The 16,370-nt window shown below is 65.4% G+C and carries 14 protein-coding genes; 8 read left to right on the top strand and 6 right to left on the bottom strand.

What is annotated here, in order from left to right; all coding sequences use genetic code 11:
- The first annotated feature begins 1 nt into the window (after window position 1).
- From K410_RS0130930 to K410_RS0130945, 4 genes are all read left to right on the top strand, one after another.
- Window positions 2-691: a thiamine phosphate synthase gene (locus K410_RS0130930; RefSeq protein WP_028138462.1), complete on the top strand. Its 690-nt coding sequence runs from the start codon at window positions 2-4 to the stop codon at window positions 689-691.
- An 8-nt stretch (window positions 692-699) separates the two neighbouring features.
- Window positions 700-1,767: a tetratricopeptide repeat protein gene (locus K410_RS0130935; RefSeq protein WP_028138463.1), complete on the top strand. Its 1,068-nt coding sequence runs from the start codon at window positions 700-702 to the stop codon at window positions 1,765-1,767.
- Window positions 1,768-1,881: 114 nt separating this feature from the next.
- Entirely contained in the window at window positions 1,882-2,673 is a 792-nt protein-coding gene (locus K410_RS0130940) for an inositol monophosphatase family protein (protein ID WP_028138464.1), read from the top strand.
- A 157-nt stretch (window positions 2,674-2,830) separates the two neighbouring features.
- Window positions 2,831-3,352, top strand: coding sequence for a GNAT family N-acetyltransferase (locus K410_RS0130945; RefSeq protein WP_028138465.1), 522 nt, complete (start codon window positions 2,831-2,833; stop codon window positions 3,350-3,352).
- Window positions 3,353-3,671: 319 nt separating this feature from the next.
- On the opposite strand, the gene K410_RS0130955 is transcribed toward K410_RS0130945, so the two are convergent.
- The 3 genes from K410_RS0130955 to K410_RS0130965 form a co-directional block, all read right to left on the bottom strand.
- A complete protein-coding gene (locus tag K410_RS0130955) occupies window positions 3,672-6,833 on the bottom strand; it encodes a multidrug efflux RND transporter permease subunit (protein WP_028138466.1) in 3,162 nt (1,053 codons plus the stop codon).
- Between the two features lie 182 nt (window positions 6,834-7,015).
- On the bottom strand, window positions 7,016-8,179 hold the full coding sequence (locus K410_RS0130960; protein ID WP_491136924.1) for an efflux RND transporter periplasmic adaptor subunit: 1,164 nt from the start codon (window positions 8,177-8,179) through the stop codon (window positions 7,016-7,018).
- Between the two features lie 249 nt (window positions 8,180-8,428).
- Window positions 8,429-9,448: an SAM-dependent methyltransferase gene (locus K410_RS0130965; protein WP_028138468.1), complete on the bottom strand. Its 1,020-nt coding sequence runs from the start codon at window positions 9,446-9,448 to the stop codon at window positions 8,429-8,431.
- A gap of 167 nt (window positions 9,449-9,615) precedes the next feature.
- Here K410_RS0130965 and K410_RS0130970 point away from each other — a divergent pair, with 167 nt between their 5' ends.
- From K410_RS0130970 to K410_RS0130980, 3 genes are all read left to right on the top strand, one after another.
- Window positions 9,616-10,635 carry a hypothetical protein gene (locus K410_RS0130970; protein WP_028138469.1) on the top strand — a complete coding sequence of 340 codons (1,020 nt, stop codon included), beginning with the start codon at window positions 9,616-9,618 and terminating at the stop codon, window positions 10,633-10,635.
- Between the two features lie 161 nt (window positions 10,636-10,796).
- A complete protein-coding gene (locus tag K410_RS0130975; RefSeq protein WP_028138470.1) occupies window positions 10,797-11,825 on the top strand; it encodes a peptidoglycan -binding protein in 1,029 nt (342 codons plus the stop codon).
- A gap of 127 nt (window positions 11,826-11,952) precedes the next feature.
- On the top strand, window positions 11,953-12,399 hold the full coding sequence (locus K410_RS0130980) for a GNAT family N-acetyltransferase (RefSeq protein WP_028138471.1): 447 nt from the start codon (window positions 11,953-11,955) through the stop codon (window positions 12,397-12,399).
- A gap of 192 nt (window positions 12,400-12,591) precedes the next feature.
- Here the strand turns inward: K410_RS0130980 and K410_RS0130985 are convergent, their stop codons facing one another.
- On the bottom strand, window positions 12,592-14,442 hold the full coding sequence (locus tag K410_RS0130985) for an ABC transporter ATP-binding protein/permease (RefSeq protein WP_028138472.1): 1,851 nt from the start codon (window positions 14,440-14,442) through the stop codon (window positions 12,592-12,594).
- A gap of 196 nt (window positions 14,443-14,638) precedes the next feature.
- Between K410_RS0130985 and rpmE the strand changes: the two genes are divergently transcribed.
- Window positions 14,639-14,866, top strand: coding sequence for a 50S ribosomal protein L31 (rpmE, locus tag K410_RS0130990; protein WP_011084323.1), 228 nt, complete (start codon window positions 14,639-14,641; stop codon window positions 14,864-14,866).
- Between the two features lie 208 nt (window positions 14,867-15,074).
- Here the strand turns inward: rpmE and rcdA are convergent, their stop codons facing one another.
- Both rcdA and K410_RS0131000 read right to left on the bottom strand, forming a co-directional pair.
- Window positions 15,075-15,584, bottom strand: a complete 510-nt coding sequence (gene rcdA, locus K410_RS0130995; RefSeq protein ID WP_028138473.1) for a protease adaptor protein RcdA — start codon at window positions 15,582-15,584, stop codon at window positions 15,075-15,077.
- Window positions 15,585-16,076: 492 nt separating this feature from the next.
- Complete coding sequence (locus tag K410_RS0131000) at window positions 16,077-16,268, bottom strand: DUF1192 domain-containing protein (protein ID WP_028138474.1); 192 nt, start codon at window positions 16,266-16,268, stop codon at window positions 16,077-16,079.
- Window positions 16,269-16,370 lie beyond the last annotated feature (102 nt).

Below are 16,370 nucleotides of genomic sequence, written 5' to 3' on the forward strand. Positions count from 1 at the left end.
CTTGTCGAGCAAACCGCCTCCGCCGCGCCCGGCGCCGCGCCTTTATCTCGCGACGCCTGTCGTCGATGATCCCGCCGCGCTTGTCGCCGAGCTGCCGGGCCTGCTCGGCTCGGCCGACGTCGCGGCCGTGCTGCTGCGGCTGAAGGAGACCGACCACCGCACCATGATCTCGCGCATCAAGGCGCTGGCGCAGCCGGTGCAGAAGGCTGGCGCAGCGCTGCTGGTCGAAGGCCATGCCGAGCTGGTCGCGCGCGGCGGCGCTGACGGCGCGCACCTGCCCGGCATCGCGGCGCTGAAGGAGGCGCTGCCATCGCTCAAGCCCGATCGCATCGCCGGCGTCGGCGGGCTGACGACGCGGCACCATTCCATGGATGCGGGCGAGATGGGCGCGGACTACGTGCTGTTCGGCGAACCCGATGCGAATGGCCAGCGTCCCCAGGCGCAGGCGATCGCCGAGCGGCTGGACTGGTGGGCCGAACTGTTCGAGCCGCCCTGCGTCGGCTTTGCCACCTCGCTCGAGGAAGCCCACGACTTCGCCCTCAGCGGCGCTGATTTCGTGCTGGTCGGCGACTTCATCTGGTCCGATCCGCGCGGGCCCAAGGCCGCGCTGGTCGAGGCGGATGCCGCGATCAAGAAGGCGCACGCGACGGCGATGGCGAGCCAGAATCCTGCTGGCGGCGAGCACGGCTAGCGCCCGACATGAAGCTTCCCTGCATCACCATGCTGGCTACGCTGCTGCTCACCGGACCGGCGGCCGCGCAGCTTCAGATCACCCCGCCGGCCACCATACCGAGCACGACGCCTGAGAAGCAGAAGCCCGCGCCCGCCAAGAAGAAGGAGGCTGCGCCGAAGCCTGCGGCCTCGCCCAAGCCGGCCCCCTCTGTCAAGCCGACGCCGGCCCCGACCGTGATCCCGGCGCCGCCGACCGACAATTCCAACGCCGATCTGGTGTACGGCGCCTATCAGCGCGGCCAGTACAAGACGGCGTTCGAGCTCGCCACCGCCCGCGCGCAAGCCGGCGATCCCAAGGCGATGACCATGCTCGGCGAGCTCTATTCCAACGCCATGGGCATTCGCCGCGATTATGCCAAGGCGGCCGAATGGTACAAGCGCGCGGCGGATGCCGGCGACCGCGAGGCGATGTTCGCGCTCGCCATGCTGCGCATTTCCGGCCGCGGCGGCCCGGTCGACAAGGGCGAGGCGGTCAAGCTGATGGCGTCCGCCGCCAAGCTCGGCGAGCCCAGAGCGGCCTATAACCTCGCTCTGCTCTATCTCGATGGCCAGACCCTGCCGCAGGACGTCAAGCGCTCGGCCGAGCTGCTGCGCCAGGCCGCCGATGCCGGCCTGCCCGAGGCGCAATACGCGCTCGCGACCTTCTACAAGGAAGGCACCGGCGTTCCGAAGGATCCGGAACGCGCGGTGCGGCTGCTGCAGGCCGCCTCGCTCGCCGACAATGTCGACGCCGAGGTCGAATATGCCATCGCCATGTTCAACGGCACCGGCACGCCGAAGAACCAGCCGGCCGCCGTCGCCCTGCTCCGCAAGGCCTCCCGCCAGGGCAGCGCGATCGCACAGAACCGGCTGGCGTGGGTGCTGATCAACGGCGTCGGCACGACCATGGACAAGGTCGAGGGCTTCAAATGGCACCTGGTGGCCAAGACCGCCGGCAAGGGCGACCCCGAGCTCGACAAGCAATTGTCCGACCTGCCGGCCGAGGAGCGCGCCAAGGCGGAGGCCGCCGCCAAGAAGTGGCTCGGCAACAAATGACTTGACCCCAAATGACCTGATCCAATCACTTGACGCCAGCGCCCCTGCAGGGCACCCAAGGCGTCAAACAGGCGCGATGTCCCGCCCTTCTCCCCCGATCAAGACCGAAAGCTCATGCTGTATTCCGCCACTATCAACGTCATGGTCAAGGCTGCGCGCCGTGCCGGCCGCAGCCTCAAGCGCGATCTCGGCGAGATCGAGCATCTCCAGGTCTCGCTGAAGGGGCCGGCGAATTTCGTCTCGCTCGCCGACAAGCGCGCCGAGGAGATGCTGTACCAGGACCTCGCCAAGGCCCGCCCCGGCTACGGCTTCATCGGCGAGGAAGGCGGCACGCGGGAAGGCAGCGACAAGAGCCATACCTGGATCGTCGATCCGCTCGACGGCACCACCAATTTCCTGCACGGCATCCCGCAATTTGCGATCTCGATCGGGCTGTCGCGCGAGGGCACCATCATCGCGGGGGTGATCTATAACCCCGCCAATGACGAGCTCTACATCGCCGAGCGCGGCAAGGGCGCCTTCCTCAACGACCAGCGCCTGCGGGTGGCCGGGCGCCGCCAGCTCAACGAATGCGTGGTGGCCTGCGGCCTGCCCCATATCGGCCGCGGCGATCACGAGGAATTCCGCCGCGAGATGACGGCGATCCAGGACCGCGTCGCAGGCCTGCGCCGCTTCGGCGCCGCCTCGCTCGACCTCGCCTTCGTCGCCGCCGGCCGCCTCGACGGCTATTGGGAGCGCAATCTGCAATCCTGGGACATCGCGGCCGGTATGCTGATGGTGCGCGAAGCGGGGGGGACGGTGAGCGATATCAGCACGCCCGGCGATGCGCTGGTGACCGGGGACGTCGTGTGCGGCAACGAGTTCGTGCACGGGGAGCTGGTGAAGATCTTGCGGAAGGCGGCGTAAGGCGCAAGCTCGACGCCCAGCACTCATCGCGCGGAGGCGGGCCCCCTCGGAGCGGCTTTTCGATGTCGCGGGGAGGCTCGTTGACCACACTGCGATTGCCCGGTTTTCCGCCGACAGCATCAGCCTGATGTCTGCAGCAAGCACCTACGAGGGCGATATGTCCGACACTCAAATCAGCCTGGTGAAAGTCGACGCAACCGATATCGGCGATTTCAAAAAGGAATTGCAGGACGCGTTTTCGATAGCTGTTGCGGAGGAATTCGAAAATCTGCCGGATGGGCCCATTCCTTCAGACGACGACTTGGACCATTCGATCAACGCCAAGGGAGCGGTGGCGCTGCGCATCCTGTGCGACGGCAGAAAGGTTGGCGGCGCGGTGGTGACCATCAACGAACAAACTCACCGTAACTCGCTGGATCTCTTCTTTCTGAAGGTTGGCGAGGAGGGGCGTGGTTTGGGCCACAAAGCGTGGCTTGCCTTGGAACACCGGTACCCAAAGACGGTGGCGTGGCGGACTTACACTCCATATTTCGAGAAGAGAAACATCCACTTCTACGTCAACAAGTGTGGTTTCAAGATCATCGAATTCTTCAACGACCGGCATACCGATCCGAATCACCCCGCTGTTCCGGACGATCCTGCGGGTAGCGAAGGATTCTTGTTCGAAAAGGTCATGTAAGCGAGAGACGCCGACGCTGACGCCAGCGCCCCGTTCTCCCGCTCGAACCCGCCTAGACTAAGACGCCTGACGACGTGCTGGTGACGGGCGACGTCGTGCGCGGCAACGAGTTCGTGCACGGAGAGTTGGTGAAGATCTTGCGGAAGGCGGCGTAAGGCGGAAGCCCGCGCTTCACATTCAGTTGTCATTCCGGGGCGCGCCGCTTGGCGCGGGCCCGGAATCCATTCATCGACTGTGATTGCGGCCCGATAAATTCTCAGATGCGCGATTGCGCATCATAGTTCGCGCTACGCGCGCCCCGGAATGACGGAAAGAACTGTCAGTGCCCGGTATGAGCCCGCGCCGGCGAACCGTGAGGCTCGCGTTCCTTCGCCGCCGCCGGCTCCCGGTCCCCGCCCAGCACGCGCTGCACCGAGACGAAGAACACCGGCACCATCAACAGCGCCAGGATCACCACGGCGATCATGCCGCCCATCACGACTGAGCCGAGCGCCTGCTGGCTGGCGCCGCCGGCGCCGTGGGCGATCGCCATCGGCAGCACGCCGCAGATGAAGGCAAGGCCGGTCATCAGGATCGGGCGGAAGCGCAGGCGGCAGGCTTCGATGGTGGCTTCCACCAGCGGCTTGCCTTCCTTGCGCAGGTCCTTGGCGAACTCGATGATCAGGATCGCGTCCTTGGCGGCAAGGCCGATGATGGTGATCAGGCCGACGGTGAAATAGACGTCGTTGGGCAGGCCGCGCAGCATCGCCGCGGTCACGGCGCCGACGATGCCGAGCGGCACGGTCAGCAGCACCGCGAGCGGAATGGTCCAGCTCTCGTAGAGCGCGGCGAGACACAGGAACACCACGAACACCGACAGCGCCAGCAGGAACGGCGCCTGCGAGCCGGACAGCTTCTCCTGCAGCGACTGCCCGGTCCATTCGTAGCCGAAGCCGCGTGGCAGGCGGCCGGCAAGCCGCTCCATCTCGGCGATCGCATCGCCCGAGGTGAAGCCGGGCTTGGCTTCGCCGGAGATGCGCACCGCCGGATAATAGTTGAAGCCGGCGATCTGCGTCGGGCCGCGCGCCCATTCGATCGTGGCGAAGGACGAGAACGGCACCAGCTGGCCGCGGCTGTTCTTGACGTTGTAGTTGAGGATGTCCTCGGTCCGCATGCGGTCGCGGGCGTCCGCCTGCACCACGACGCGCTGCATGCGGCCGCGGTTCGGGAAGTCGTTGATGTAGTTCGAGCCGAGATTGGTCGAGATCGTGTTGTTGATGTCCTCGAAGGTGACGCCGAACGCGCCGGCCTTCTCGCGGTCGATCATGAGATTGACCACCCCTGCCTCGGGCAGGCCTTCGATATAGACCTTCTGGAGCACCGGGCTCGCATTGGCCGCCGCGATCAGCTGATCGGCCGCGCGCATCAAGGCCGGATAGCCCTTCTGGCCGCGGTCCTGGAGACGGAACGAGAAACCGGAGGAGTTGCCGAGATTGTCGATCGGCGGCGGCTGCAGCGCCGAGATCTTCGCATCGCGGATCGACGAGCCGAGGTCGCGATTGACGTCGTTGACGATCGCGGCGGCGGAATCCTTCGGCCCGCGTTCCGACCAGTCCTTCAAGGTGATGAAGGCCTGCGCGGTATTCATGCCCTGGCCGGAGAAGCTGAAGCCGGTGAGGAAGGTGACGTCTTTGACGCCCGGCCGTGCGGCAAGATATTTTTCGACCTTCTCGATCACGGCCTCGGTGCGGGCGTAGGACGAATCCGACGGCGTCTGCACGTCGGTGGTGACGAAGCCCTGGTCGTCGACGGGCAGGAAGCCGCCGGGCAGATTGACGAAGGCCCAGGACAGACCAACCAGCAGCGCGGCATAGACCAGCATCAGCCGGCCGGTGCGCTTCAGCGAAAAGCCGACGGTGCGCCCGTAGCGGAATCTGGCCGCCTCCAGCATGTGATTGAACCGGCTAAACACGAAGTTGGTGGAATGGCCGTGCCCCTTGGCGATCGGCTTCAGCAGCGTCGCGCAAAGCGCCGGCGTCAACGACAGCGCCAGGAAGGCGGAGAAGCCGATCGCCGCGACCATAGTGACCGAGAACTGGCGGTAGATGATGCCGACCGAGCCCGGGAAGAATGCCATCGGCACGAACACCGCCATCAGCACCAGCGTGATGCCGATGATGGCGCCGGTGATCTGCGACATGGCTTTTCGCGTCGCCTCCTTCGGCGACAGGCCTTCCTCGGCCATGATGCGCTCGACGTTCTCGACCACGACGATGGCGTCGTCGACGAGGATGCCGACCGCGAGCACCATGCCGAACATCGAGAGCATGTTGATGGAATAACCGGCGAGCAGCAGCACGGTGCAGGCGCCCAGAAGCGCCACGGGCACCACGATGGTCGGAATGATGGTGTAGCGGATGTTCTGGAGGAACAGGAACATCACCACGAACACCAGCACCACGGCTTCGACGAGTGTCGTCAGCACCTTCTTGATCGAAGCCTCGACCACGGGCGTGATGTTGTAGGGAATCTCGTAGGTGATGTTGGCCGGGAAGAAGCGCGACAGCTCCTTCATCTTGGCTTCGACCGCGCTCGCGGTCGCCAGCGCATTGCCGGTGGGCGACATCAGCACCGACAGACCCGCAGTCGGCTTGCCGTTGAGGCGCGTGTTGAACTGGTAGCTGAGCCCGCCGACCTCGACGCGTGCGACATCGCGCAGGCGCACGGTCGAGCCGTCGGCATTGGCGCGCAGGATGATGGCGCCGAATTCGTCCGGCGAGGAGAGCTGCCCCTTGACCAGCACCAGCGCGGAGGTGCGCTGGTTGGACGTCGAAGGTTCGGCGCCGATACTGCCGGAGGCGACCTGCGCGTTCTGAGCGGCGATCGCCTTGTTGATGTCGTCGGCCGTGAGACCATAGCCGACGAGCTTGGCTGGATCGACCCAGACGCGAAGCGAGCGCTCGGTGGAATAGAGCGTAGCGCGGCCGACGCCTGGAATACGACGAACCTCACCGAGCACGTTGCGGATCATGAAGTCGCCGAGGCCAACCTCATCCAGGCTGCCGTCGGTCGAGCTCAGCGTGATGATCTGAAGCACCGCGCTGGACGCTTCCTCGATCAGGATGCCCTGCTGCATCACCGCGCGCGGCAGCCGCGCCTCGACGCGCTTGATGCGGTTCTGGACTTCCACGGAGGCGTCGTTGGTGTCGGTGCCCGGCTGGAAATTGGCGATGATTTCGACCTGGCCGAGCGAATCGCTGGTCGATTCGAAATTGAGGATGCCGGAGGCGCCGTTGAGCTCCTCCTCGATCAGACGCGTGACGCTGTTGTAGAGGTTTTCCGGCGAGGCACCGGGATAGCTGGTCGAGATCGAGATCGAGGGCGGTGCGATGATCGGATATTGCGCGATCGGCAGCAGCGGCACGGCGATCGCACCGATCAAGCAGATGAACAGCGCGACCACCCAGGCGAAGATTGGCCTGTCGATGAAGAAACTGGCCATTGGCCGTTTTACCCTCGTTGTTTCGTGAGTCCCTCATGGTGAGGAGCGCGGAACGCGCGCTCCGGACGATGCTGCGCATCGCCGCGAGAACCATGAAGGCGGGCTCTCGCCCGCGGCCATCCTTCGAGACGCCCGCTTTCAGCGGGCTCCTCAGGATGAGGACCACACTTGCCGCGCGAGCGCTACCGCGTGAGCTGCTGGGCGTGCCGGTTGTCCGCGGTCGCTTCGGCCTCGACCCAGGATTGCGGCTTGACCTTGTCGCCTGCCGCGAACTTCTGGAACCCTTCGACCACGACCTTGTCGCCGGCCTTCAGGCCTTCGGTGACGAACCAGATGCCGTCCTGCACCGATCCGGTGCGCACCGCCTGCACCGCGATGTGGTTGTCGCCCTTGACGACGAACACCTCGCTGCCGCCGCCGCCGTTGCGCTGGACCGCCTGCTGAGGCACCGCGATCGCGTCGGAATCGAGACCCTGGTCGATACGGACCCGGACGTACATGCCCGGCAGCAATTCGCGCTTGGGATTGCGGAACTCGCCGCGCAACGTCACCTGCCCGGTGTGGGCGTCGACCTTGGCGTCGGAGAACAGCAGCTTGCCCTCGAGCGAATAGATGGTGTTGTCGTCGAGCACGAGGCGGACCTTGGCGGTGTCGGACGCAATACGCTCGAGATCACCGGTTTCGAAGGCGCGGCGGAGCTGGTTGAGTTCGTTCACCGACTGGGTGAAGTCGGCATAGATCGGGTCGAGCTGCTGGATGGTGGCGAGATTGGTCTCGTTCTGCACCGCGAGGGCGCCTTCGCTGACCAGGGCCGCACCGACCACGCCGTCGATCGGTGCGCGCACCGTCGCGTAGTCGAGATTGAGTTTGGCCCGTGCCAGGTCGGCCTTGCGGCCTTCGACGTCGGCATGGGCCTGGCGTTCGGCCGCAATCGCCTTCTCGTTCTCGGCCTCCGGGGCGGCACGATCCTTGGTGAGGGTGGCGATACGATGCGCCTGCTGCTTCGCCTGCATCAAGGCGGCCTCGGCCTTGGCCAGCGCAGCTTCGTTGGCCATGACCTCGACCTCGAACGGGCGTGGATCGATGCGGTAGAGCGCATCGCCCGCCTTGACCTCGCTGCCCTGGCGGAACAAGCGTTCGACCACGATGCCGGACACGCGGGGCCGCACCTCGGAGACACGAGTCGGCGCGATACGGCCAGGGAGTTCCCGCACGATGGCACGCGGCTGCGGCTTGACCGTGACGACGCTGACATCCGGCTCGGTCGGTTGGGCCTGGACGATCGCAGAGTTTGACTCGTCGCAGCCCGCAAGCAGCGGCGCCGCGACCGCGAGCATCATGACCATGCAGGCGGATCGCGCATGAAGTACTAGCATAAGGGTAGTTGCCCCGTTCAATCGCATTGCTCTCAGGCTTCCAGGAAATTCCGGACAGTCTGATTTGAAAAAGAAAATAATGGGTGCTTGCTGCGACGCAATGAGAGGATTGGCGGCTCATTGTCACACGAGCTAACCAATTGACCAAACGATATATTTTTGGAATCACCTGATCGTGAGTCAGGTTCCATCCCGGCGTGCCGCGACAGAAGATCGCAATTACCCGGCGGCTTTCATCCGGTACTGGCTGACGCCCCACTCGGTTCCATCGGCGTAGCCGAACAGGCCCGACGTCGCGAGCAAGAACCAGCGCCAGCGCCGCAGCCAGAGTGCGGTCTCCTCGCCATAGACCTTGCGCAACGACGCCTCGATCGCGTCGCGATGCGCGTCGAAATTGACGAGCCAGTCGTTCGCGGTGCGCTGATAATGCGTGCCGCTCCAGCACCATTCCTTCTCCACCGTGAAGATGTCGTCGAACTGCCTGACCAGGTGATGGCTTGGCATCAGCCCGCCCGTGAAGACATGCTGCGCAATCCAGTCGTCACGATCGAGCCGGTCGAACAGCTGCGAGCCGGAGCGATGGGTGACGATTTGCATGAAGAACCGCCCCTCGGGGGCGAGCCATGACCGCAGACGGGTCATCAGCTTGCGCCAATTCATCATCTGCTCGAACATTTCGACCGAGACGATGCGGTCGAACTGGCCGTCGGGCGCGAACACGTTCATGTCCGCGGCGACCACGCGCAGGTTCAGCAGGCCGCGCTGCCGTGCCTGCTCCTCGACATGGGCGCGCTCCGCCTGCGAGGTCGACACCGCCGTCACCTTGGCGTGCGGAAATTGCCGCGCCATCCACAGCGACAGCGAGCCCCAGCCGCAGCCGAGCTCGAGGATGGTCTGGCCATCGGCAAGGCCGGCATGCTCGACGGTCTGACGCAGCGCCTCCTCCTCCGCCTCCTGCAAGGTGGTCGCGTCGGTCTTGTAGAAACAGCAGGAATATTTGCGGCTCGGGCCGAGCACGTCCGCGAAGAACGCCGCGGGCACCTCGTCACGCCCGGCCGCGGCACCCTCGGCGATCGGCCGCAGCATCATCCGACCAGCGAGGGCGGCGTCAGTGGCCGCATCATGGCCGGCGAGGCGCGTTGCGGTGCGGGAGCACAGGCGCTGGATCGCGGCGCGGACCACGACATCCGGCAGCGGCACGCGTTCGGCAGTCCCGATGATCGCGGAAACGACGCTCATGCGTCCCCCAAATGGCGAACTCCTGCAAATACCTGACTATCAAAGCGCCGCTTCCGGCACGGGTTCCCCGAGCCGTTCCCGAAATCGGCGTATCCGGCGCTTTTTTTGGGCCGGCGCTGTGCCATAGTGCGCACCGCAAGCAAGCTTCGTAATGGATGATAATGGCCATGCCGTCAGGCACTTCGTCCCGCTCCACCATGGATATCGAGTACACCAAACTGTCCTCGCCCAGCGTCTTCCTGGTGCGGATGCTGGTCTTCCTGGTGCTGTGCACACTGGTCGGCGTCGTGCTCTACAAGCAGATCATCCAGGCCTTCTTCGCCAATCCCGGGCTCAATGCCCTGATCGGAGGGGTGCTGTTCATCGGCATCATCCTGGCGTTCCGCCAGGTCATCCGGCTCTACCCCGAGGTCTCCTGGGTCAACAATTTCCGCATCGCCGACCCCGGCCTGGCGCCGGCCCGGCACCCGAAGCTGCTGGCGCCGATGGCGGCGATCCTCGGCGGCGAGCGCTCCGGGCGGATGTCGATCACCCAGACCACCATGCGGCACCTGCTCGATTCGATCGCGACCCGCCTGGACGAGGCCCGCGACATCTCGCGCTACATGACCGGCCTTTTGGTCTTCCTCGGCCTGCTCGGCACTTTCTGGGGCCTGATCGAGACGGTCGGCTCGGTTGGCAAGGTGATCGACGGGCTCAAGGTCGGGAGCGATTCGGGGGCGCTGTTCGACACGCTGAAGGAAGGCCTCGCCGCCCCCCTCGGCGGCATGGGCATCTCGTTCTCCAGCTCCCTGTTCGGCCTCGCCGGCTCGCTGGTCCTCGGCTTCCTCGATTTGCAATCGAGCCAGGCCCAGAACCGCTTCTACACCGACCTCGAGGACTGGCTGGCCACCACCGTGCGCGAATATGGCAGCGGCGAGGTTGCGGTCGCCTCGGGCGGCGGCGGGGTCGCCAGCGGCGAGCTGCAGGCCGCGGTCGAGCGCTTGCGCTCCGTGCTCGAGGAAGGCAGTGGCAGCCGCGGCACCACGGCGGCGATGGCGAGCCTTGCCGAAGCGATCCAGGCGCTGGTCTCGCACATGCGCACCGAGCAACAGATGATCCGCGAATGGGCCGACGGCCAGGGCGAGCAGAACCGCGAGATCCGGCGCCTGCTGGAGCGCCTCGCGCGCCAGCCGGAGAAGAGTTGAGGACAGGACGAAAGGTTCGTGCCCCGGACGCGACGCAGCACGCAGTGATGCGCCGCTGAGCCGGGGCCCAGCACCTTCTGCGTTACAGAATGGGTCCCGGCTCTGCGCCGCAACGCTGACGCGTTGCAGCTTGTCCGGGACACACGGAAGTGGAGACGTAAATGGCTCTTGCCCGCGCCCGCCGCAACGAAGGCGGCCTCAACTACTGGCCCGGCTTCGTCGACGCGCTGTCGACGCTGGTGCTGTCGATCGTGTTCCTGCTGTCGGTATTCCTGGTGGTGCAGTTCTTCCTGTCGCAGGAGGTCACCGGCAAGGACAAGGCGCTGGAGCAGCTCAACGCCAAGATCGCCCAGCTCAACGAGCTATTGTCGCTGGAGAAGCTCGGCAAGCTCACGCTCGACGACCAGGTCTCGCAGCTGAAAGCCGGCCTCGCCTCGGCCGAGAGCGAGCGCGACCGCATCAAGGGCCTCTATGACGGCCTCGCCGCCGCCGGCAACGACGCGCAAGGCAAGACCTCCGAGCTCGGCAAGGCTTTGGATTCGGAGAAGGCGGTCTCGGCGCGGGCGCTGGCGCAGATCGAGGTGCTGAACCAGCAGATCAGCGCGCTCAGGCGGCAATTGGCGGCGCTGGAAGAGGCGCTCGACGCCAGCGAGAAGCGCGACAAGGAATCGCAGAACCGCATTGCGGATCTCGGGTCGCGTTTGAATGTCGCCTTGGCGCAGCGGGTGCAGGAATTGTCGCGCTACCGCTCCGAATTCTTCGGCCGGCTGCGCGCCATCCTCGGCAACCGCCCCGACATCCGCATCGTCGGCGACCGCTTCGTGTTCCAGTCCGAAGTGTTCTTCGACACCGGACAGGCGATGCTGCTGCCCGAGGGCCGCGCCGAGCTCGACACGCTGGCGATCGCGCTGATCGAGCTCGACAAGAAGATCCCTGGCGAGATTCCCTGGGTGCTGCGCGTCGACGGCCATACCGACGTGCGGCCGGTGAGCGGAGCAAACTTCAAATCGAACTGGGACCTGTCGGCGGCACGCTCGATCTCGGTGGTGCAATATCTGGTCTCGCTCGGCGTGCCCGCGCAGCGGCTGGTGGCGGCCGGCTTCGGCGAATTCCAACCGCTCGATCCCGGCAACACCGAGGAAGCCTACAAGCGCAACCGCCGCATCGAGCTGAAGCTAACGGAGCGGTAGTGGTGATTTTTGAGGCTGTCATTCCGGGGCGATGCGAAGCATCGAACTCTGGTGCGCGCTTGCGCACCAGAGAATCTCGAGGTTCCGGGTTCGCGCTTCGCGCGCCCCGGAACGACCGTGTGGATCAATGAGCGCCCTGACCCTCCGCCCCTATCGTCCCGAAGACGAAGCCGCCGCGATCGACCTCTGGCATCGCACTTGGCAAGAGGCCTATCCGCAGATCGACTTTTCGGCCCGTCTGGAATGGTGGCGCGAGCGCTGGCGCAAGGACCTGGTGCCCAAGGCCTCGATCGTGGTGGCGGAACAAGACGGCACGCTGACCGGTTTCGTCACGATCGATGGCGAGGGCTATCTCGACCAGCTCGTGGTCGACCCCGCGCATTGGGGCTCTGATGCCGCGCGGCTGCTCGTCGAGGAAGCCAAGCGCTTGTCACCCTCGGGCGTGACGCTGCTCGTCAACAAGGACAATGCCCGCGCCATCCGCTTCTACGAGCGCAACGGCTTTGCCCATGCCGGCGACGACGTGAACCCGACCTCGGGGCGGCCGGTGCTGAAGATGGTGTGGCGGGCGTGATCGCCAAATGCAAACTGAGCTGTCATCACCCGCCTAGTGCGCAATTGCGCACAGGGGCGTGTGATCCAGTATTCCAGAGACAGCAGTGATTGAACCGAGACGCCGCGGCGTACTGGATCGCCCGCCTTCGCGGGCGACGACATTGTGGATGAGGCAGCGATCGCAGCGCTTCACGTCGATCGCGCTGCGCCCTCACGCCCCCTCGAACTGCAGCCGCGCCAACCGCGCATAGAGGCCGTTGGCCGCCACCAGCTCGGCATGGGTGCCCTGCTCGACGATCCTGCCCTGGTCCATCACCAGGATGCGGTCGCAGGACAGCACGGTTGCGAGGCGATGCGCGATCACCAGCGTGGTGCGGTGGCGCATCAGCTCTTCCAGAGCGGTCTGCACCAGCGTCTCGCTTTCGGCGTCGAGCGCGGAGGTGGCCTCGTCGAGCAGCAGCAGCGGCGCATCGCGCAGGATGGCGCGCGCGATCGCGATGCGCTGGCGCTGGCCGCCTGACAGCGTCACGCCGCGCTCGCCGAGCGGGGTCTGGAAACCTTCGGGCAGGCGGCGGATGAATTCGGCGGCATGGGCGAGCTCGGCGGCGCGTTCGACCTCGGCATCGGTCGCATCGGGCCGGCCGAAGCGGATGTTCTCGCGGGCGCTCGCGGCGAACACCACGGATTCCTGCGGCACCAATGCGATGCGCGCGCGGAAATCCCTGGGGTCGGCGGACTTGACCGGCACGCCGTCGAGCGAGATCGTGCCGCTGCGCGGATCGTAGAAGCGCAGCAAGAGGTGAAAGATCGTGCTCTTGCCGGCGCCGGATGGGCCGACGATCGCAACCTTCTCGCCGGGGCGCACGGTGAACGACACGGCATCGAGCACATTGACGTCGCGCCGCGCCGGATAGGCAAAGCTGACCTGATCGAACCCGACCTCACCGCGTGCCGGCACCGGCAACGCGCGCACTGAGGCGGGCGCGGTGATGTCGGGCTTCACGTGCAGGATCTCGAACAGGCGCTCGGCCGCGCCGGATGCCGCCGAGACTTCGCCCCAGACCTCGCTGAGCTGGCCGAGGCCCGCCGCGGCAAACACCGCATACAGCACGAACTGACCGAGCCGGCCCGGCGAAATCGCGCCGGTGAGGACGTCATGCGAGCCGATCCAGAGGATCGCGACCACGCTGGCGAACACGATGAAGATGATGATGGCTGTGAGCACGGCGCGCGCCTGGGTCGAGGTCCGCGCGGCCTCATAGGCGTGCTCGACCTCGCCGCCGAAACGCTTCTCGGCGAACCCTTCGCTGGTATAGGCCTGCACGGTGCGGATCGCGCCGACCAGCTCGCCCGCATAGGCCGAGGCCTCGGCGAGCGTATCCTGCGCGTTGCGCGACAGCCGCCGCACCCAGCGCCCGAAGGCAACCAGCGGCAGCACGATCAAGGGGATGGCCAGCAGCACGAAGCCCGACAGCTTCGGGCTCGTGATCACCATCATCGCCGTGGCGCCCAGGAACATCATCAGATTGCGCAGCGCGATCGACACCGAGGCGCCGACGGCCGATTTGAGCTGGGTGGTGTCGGCGGTGAGCCGCGAGATCAATTCGCCGCTGCGCGCGGAATCGAAGAAGGCGGGGGAGAGCGAGAGCAGATGAGCGAAGACGTCGCGCCTGAGGTCGGCGACGATGCGCTCGCCGATCGTCATCACGAGGTAGTAGCGCGCGGCGCTGGCGAGCGCGAGCACGCCGACCACCGCGAGCATCACCGAGAAGTAGCTGTTGATCAGCTCGATGCCCTCGGGCGTCAGGCCGAAATCGATCATCCGGCGCACCGCGATGGGCACCAATAGCGTGGTCAGGGCCGCGACCGTGAGCGCGACGAAGGCCAGCGCCGCCCGGCCGCGATAGCGGCCGACATAAGGTGCCAGCGCGAGCAGCGGCCGCAGCTTGGCGCGGCCCTTGGCCGGCGCTTCGATCAGCTCGGCTTCGATCGAGGTTGTGTCCGCGGCGTTCATTGCGGGCTGATCGACATATTGGTCATCAAGCCGTTCCACTGCGCTCATGAGATCTGGCCCATTGCATTCGTTTGCTCCCAATAGGCCGGTGCAAGGGTAGTGGCAAATCCGGGATGTCCCTTAGGGGCAAACCCGGTTCAGCCGCGCAAGCCCGCTTGTTTTGACTGATATCGTGAGGTATAGAGCCGGCCAAATCCGTCATTCGCGAGCCACCGAACAGGCGCCGGGCGCCGAGGAATTTGCCATGAAAGCCGAAATTCATCCGGATTATCATACGATTAAGGTCGTGATGACCGACGGAACCGAGTACCTGACCCGCTCCACCTGGGGCAAGGAAGGCGATACGCTGAACCTCGACATCGACCCGAAGTCGCACCCGGCCTGGACCGGCGGCAACGCCCAGATCATGGACCGCGGCGGCCGCGTCTCGCGCTTCCAGAAGAAGTTTTCGGGCTTCCTCAAGAAGGACTGATCCGGCCCGCAAGGCTGGAGACGAAAAACGCCCCCGGGAAACCGGGGGCGTTTTTATTTATCGCGCGCTGTCATTCCGGGGCGCCCGAAGGGCGAGCTACGATGCGCAATTGCGCATCTGAGAATCCATAACCACGATCGGGAGTATGGATTCCGGGCCCCCGCCAAGAGGCGCGTCCCGGAATGACGACCGAGATGGTTGATCGAACTTACCGCTCGAACGCGGCCTTCAGCGCGTTGAGGTGCGGCACCAGCGGATTGCCGATTGCGACGTGCTCGGCCGGCGGGGTGTGGATCGTGGTGTCGAGGCGGCGCACGCGGGTCTGCAGGCTCATCGAGCGATGGATCAGGTCCTGGAGCTGCGCGGGCAGCTTCTCGATGGTGTCGGCAGGACCGGGATCGGCGGCGCTGAGCTTGACCTTGGTCTTCTCGCGATTGGCCTGAACAAGCGTCATCTCGCCTTCCTTCACCGCGCGGTGCAGCAGCAGCCAGGAGGCGAGCTGCATCAGGCGGGTGGTGAGGCGCATGCTCTCGGTCGCGTAGGTGAGGCTGACGGCACGGTCGAGCGCCTTGGCCTCGGTACGGCCGGCACCGTCCAGATAGGCGGCGGTCTCCTCGACCAGATCCATGCCCTCGCGGAACAGAACGCCGAACGCCGCGGAATTGGTGAACCGCTCGCTCAGTTGAACGAGCGCGCCGTCGGCCTGCAAACGTTCCATGGTTAACGCCTCTTACGCAACTGTTTGACTGTCCGGCTTTGGCGCCGGCTTTATGATGAACAAATCATTGCGCGGGCGAGACGCGGAGTCCAGTGACAAGCGCGGATATGGTTTCCGCGGGTCATTCCCAGCAATTCAACCGGGAATAGACGCAAAAAAAGAGCCGCCGGAGACCGGCGGCTTTGAAAGTTGATAACAGGGAGGCGTCAAACAGAGTGGACAGGAGCCACTCGGTGTCCAAACGAGGACAGTTCCAATCATAAACCCGAAAGCTTAATCTGGAGTAAACGAGCGATTTTTTTGAGGGTTCGTTAGCCATGTCGGCCAGTGGCCGAGCCGGCCTCCTGCCCCGGACGCAGTGCACCGCGTAGCGGTGCGCTGCAGAGCCGGGGCCTAGTTCTTTGGCTGAGGGACTTGGAGATACATGGGTCCCGGCTCTGCGGAGCGTCACTGCGTGCCGCACCGCGTCCGGGACAAGTAAGGTGGCAACACCTACTTCTTGAAAAAATGATCCGCCGCATCGCGCGAGGCGCGCTTCTTGGTGGCGGCTTCTTCCAGTCTTGCGATCTCGGTCTTGAGCAGGAGGACGCGCTCGGTCAGTTCCTCCACGGACAACAGTGAGAGATCCTGTCCGATCTCATGTGTGATCTTCCTGCGCGGGCGGTCGTCGTCTTCCGTCGCCATTCTCGCTCCTCCTCTCGTCCGCGGGCCGGACCGCAACGCTGAGGCGGTTGCCAGTCCGGACTGCGCTGGCTAATCAAAGGCCTGGTTCATCCCCGCACCTTT

It is taken from the genome of Bradyrhizobium sp. 22 (assembly GCF_000482425.1).
GTDB classification, from domain to species: Bacteria; Pseudomonadota; Alphaproteobacteria; order Rhizobiales; family Xanthobacteraceae; genus Bradyrhizobium; species Bradyrhizobium japonicum_B.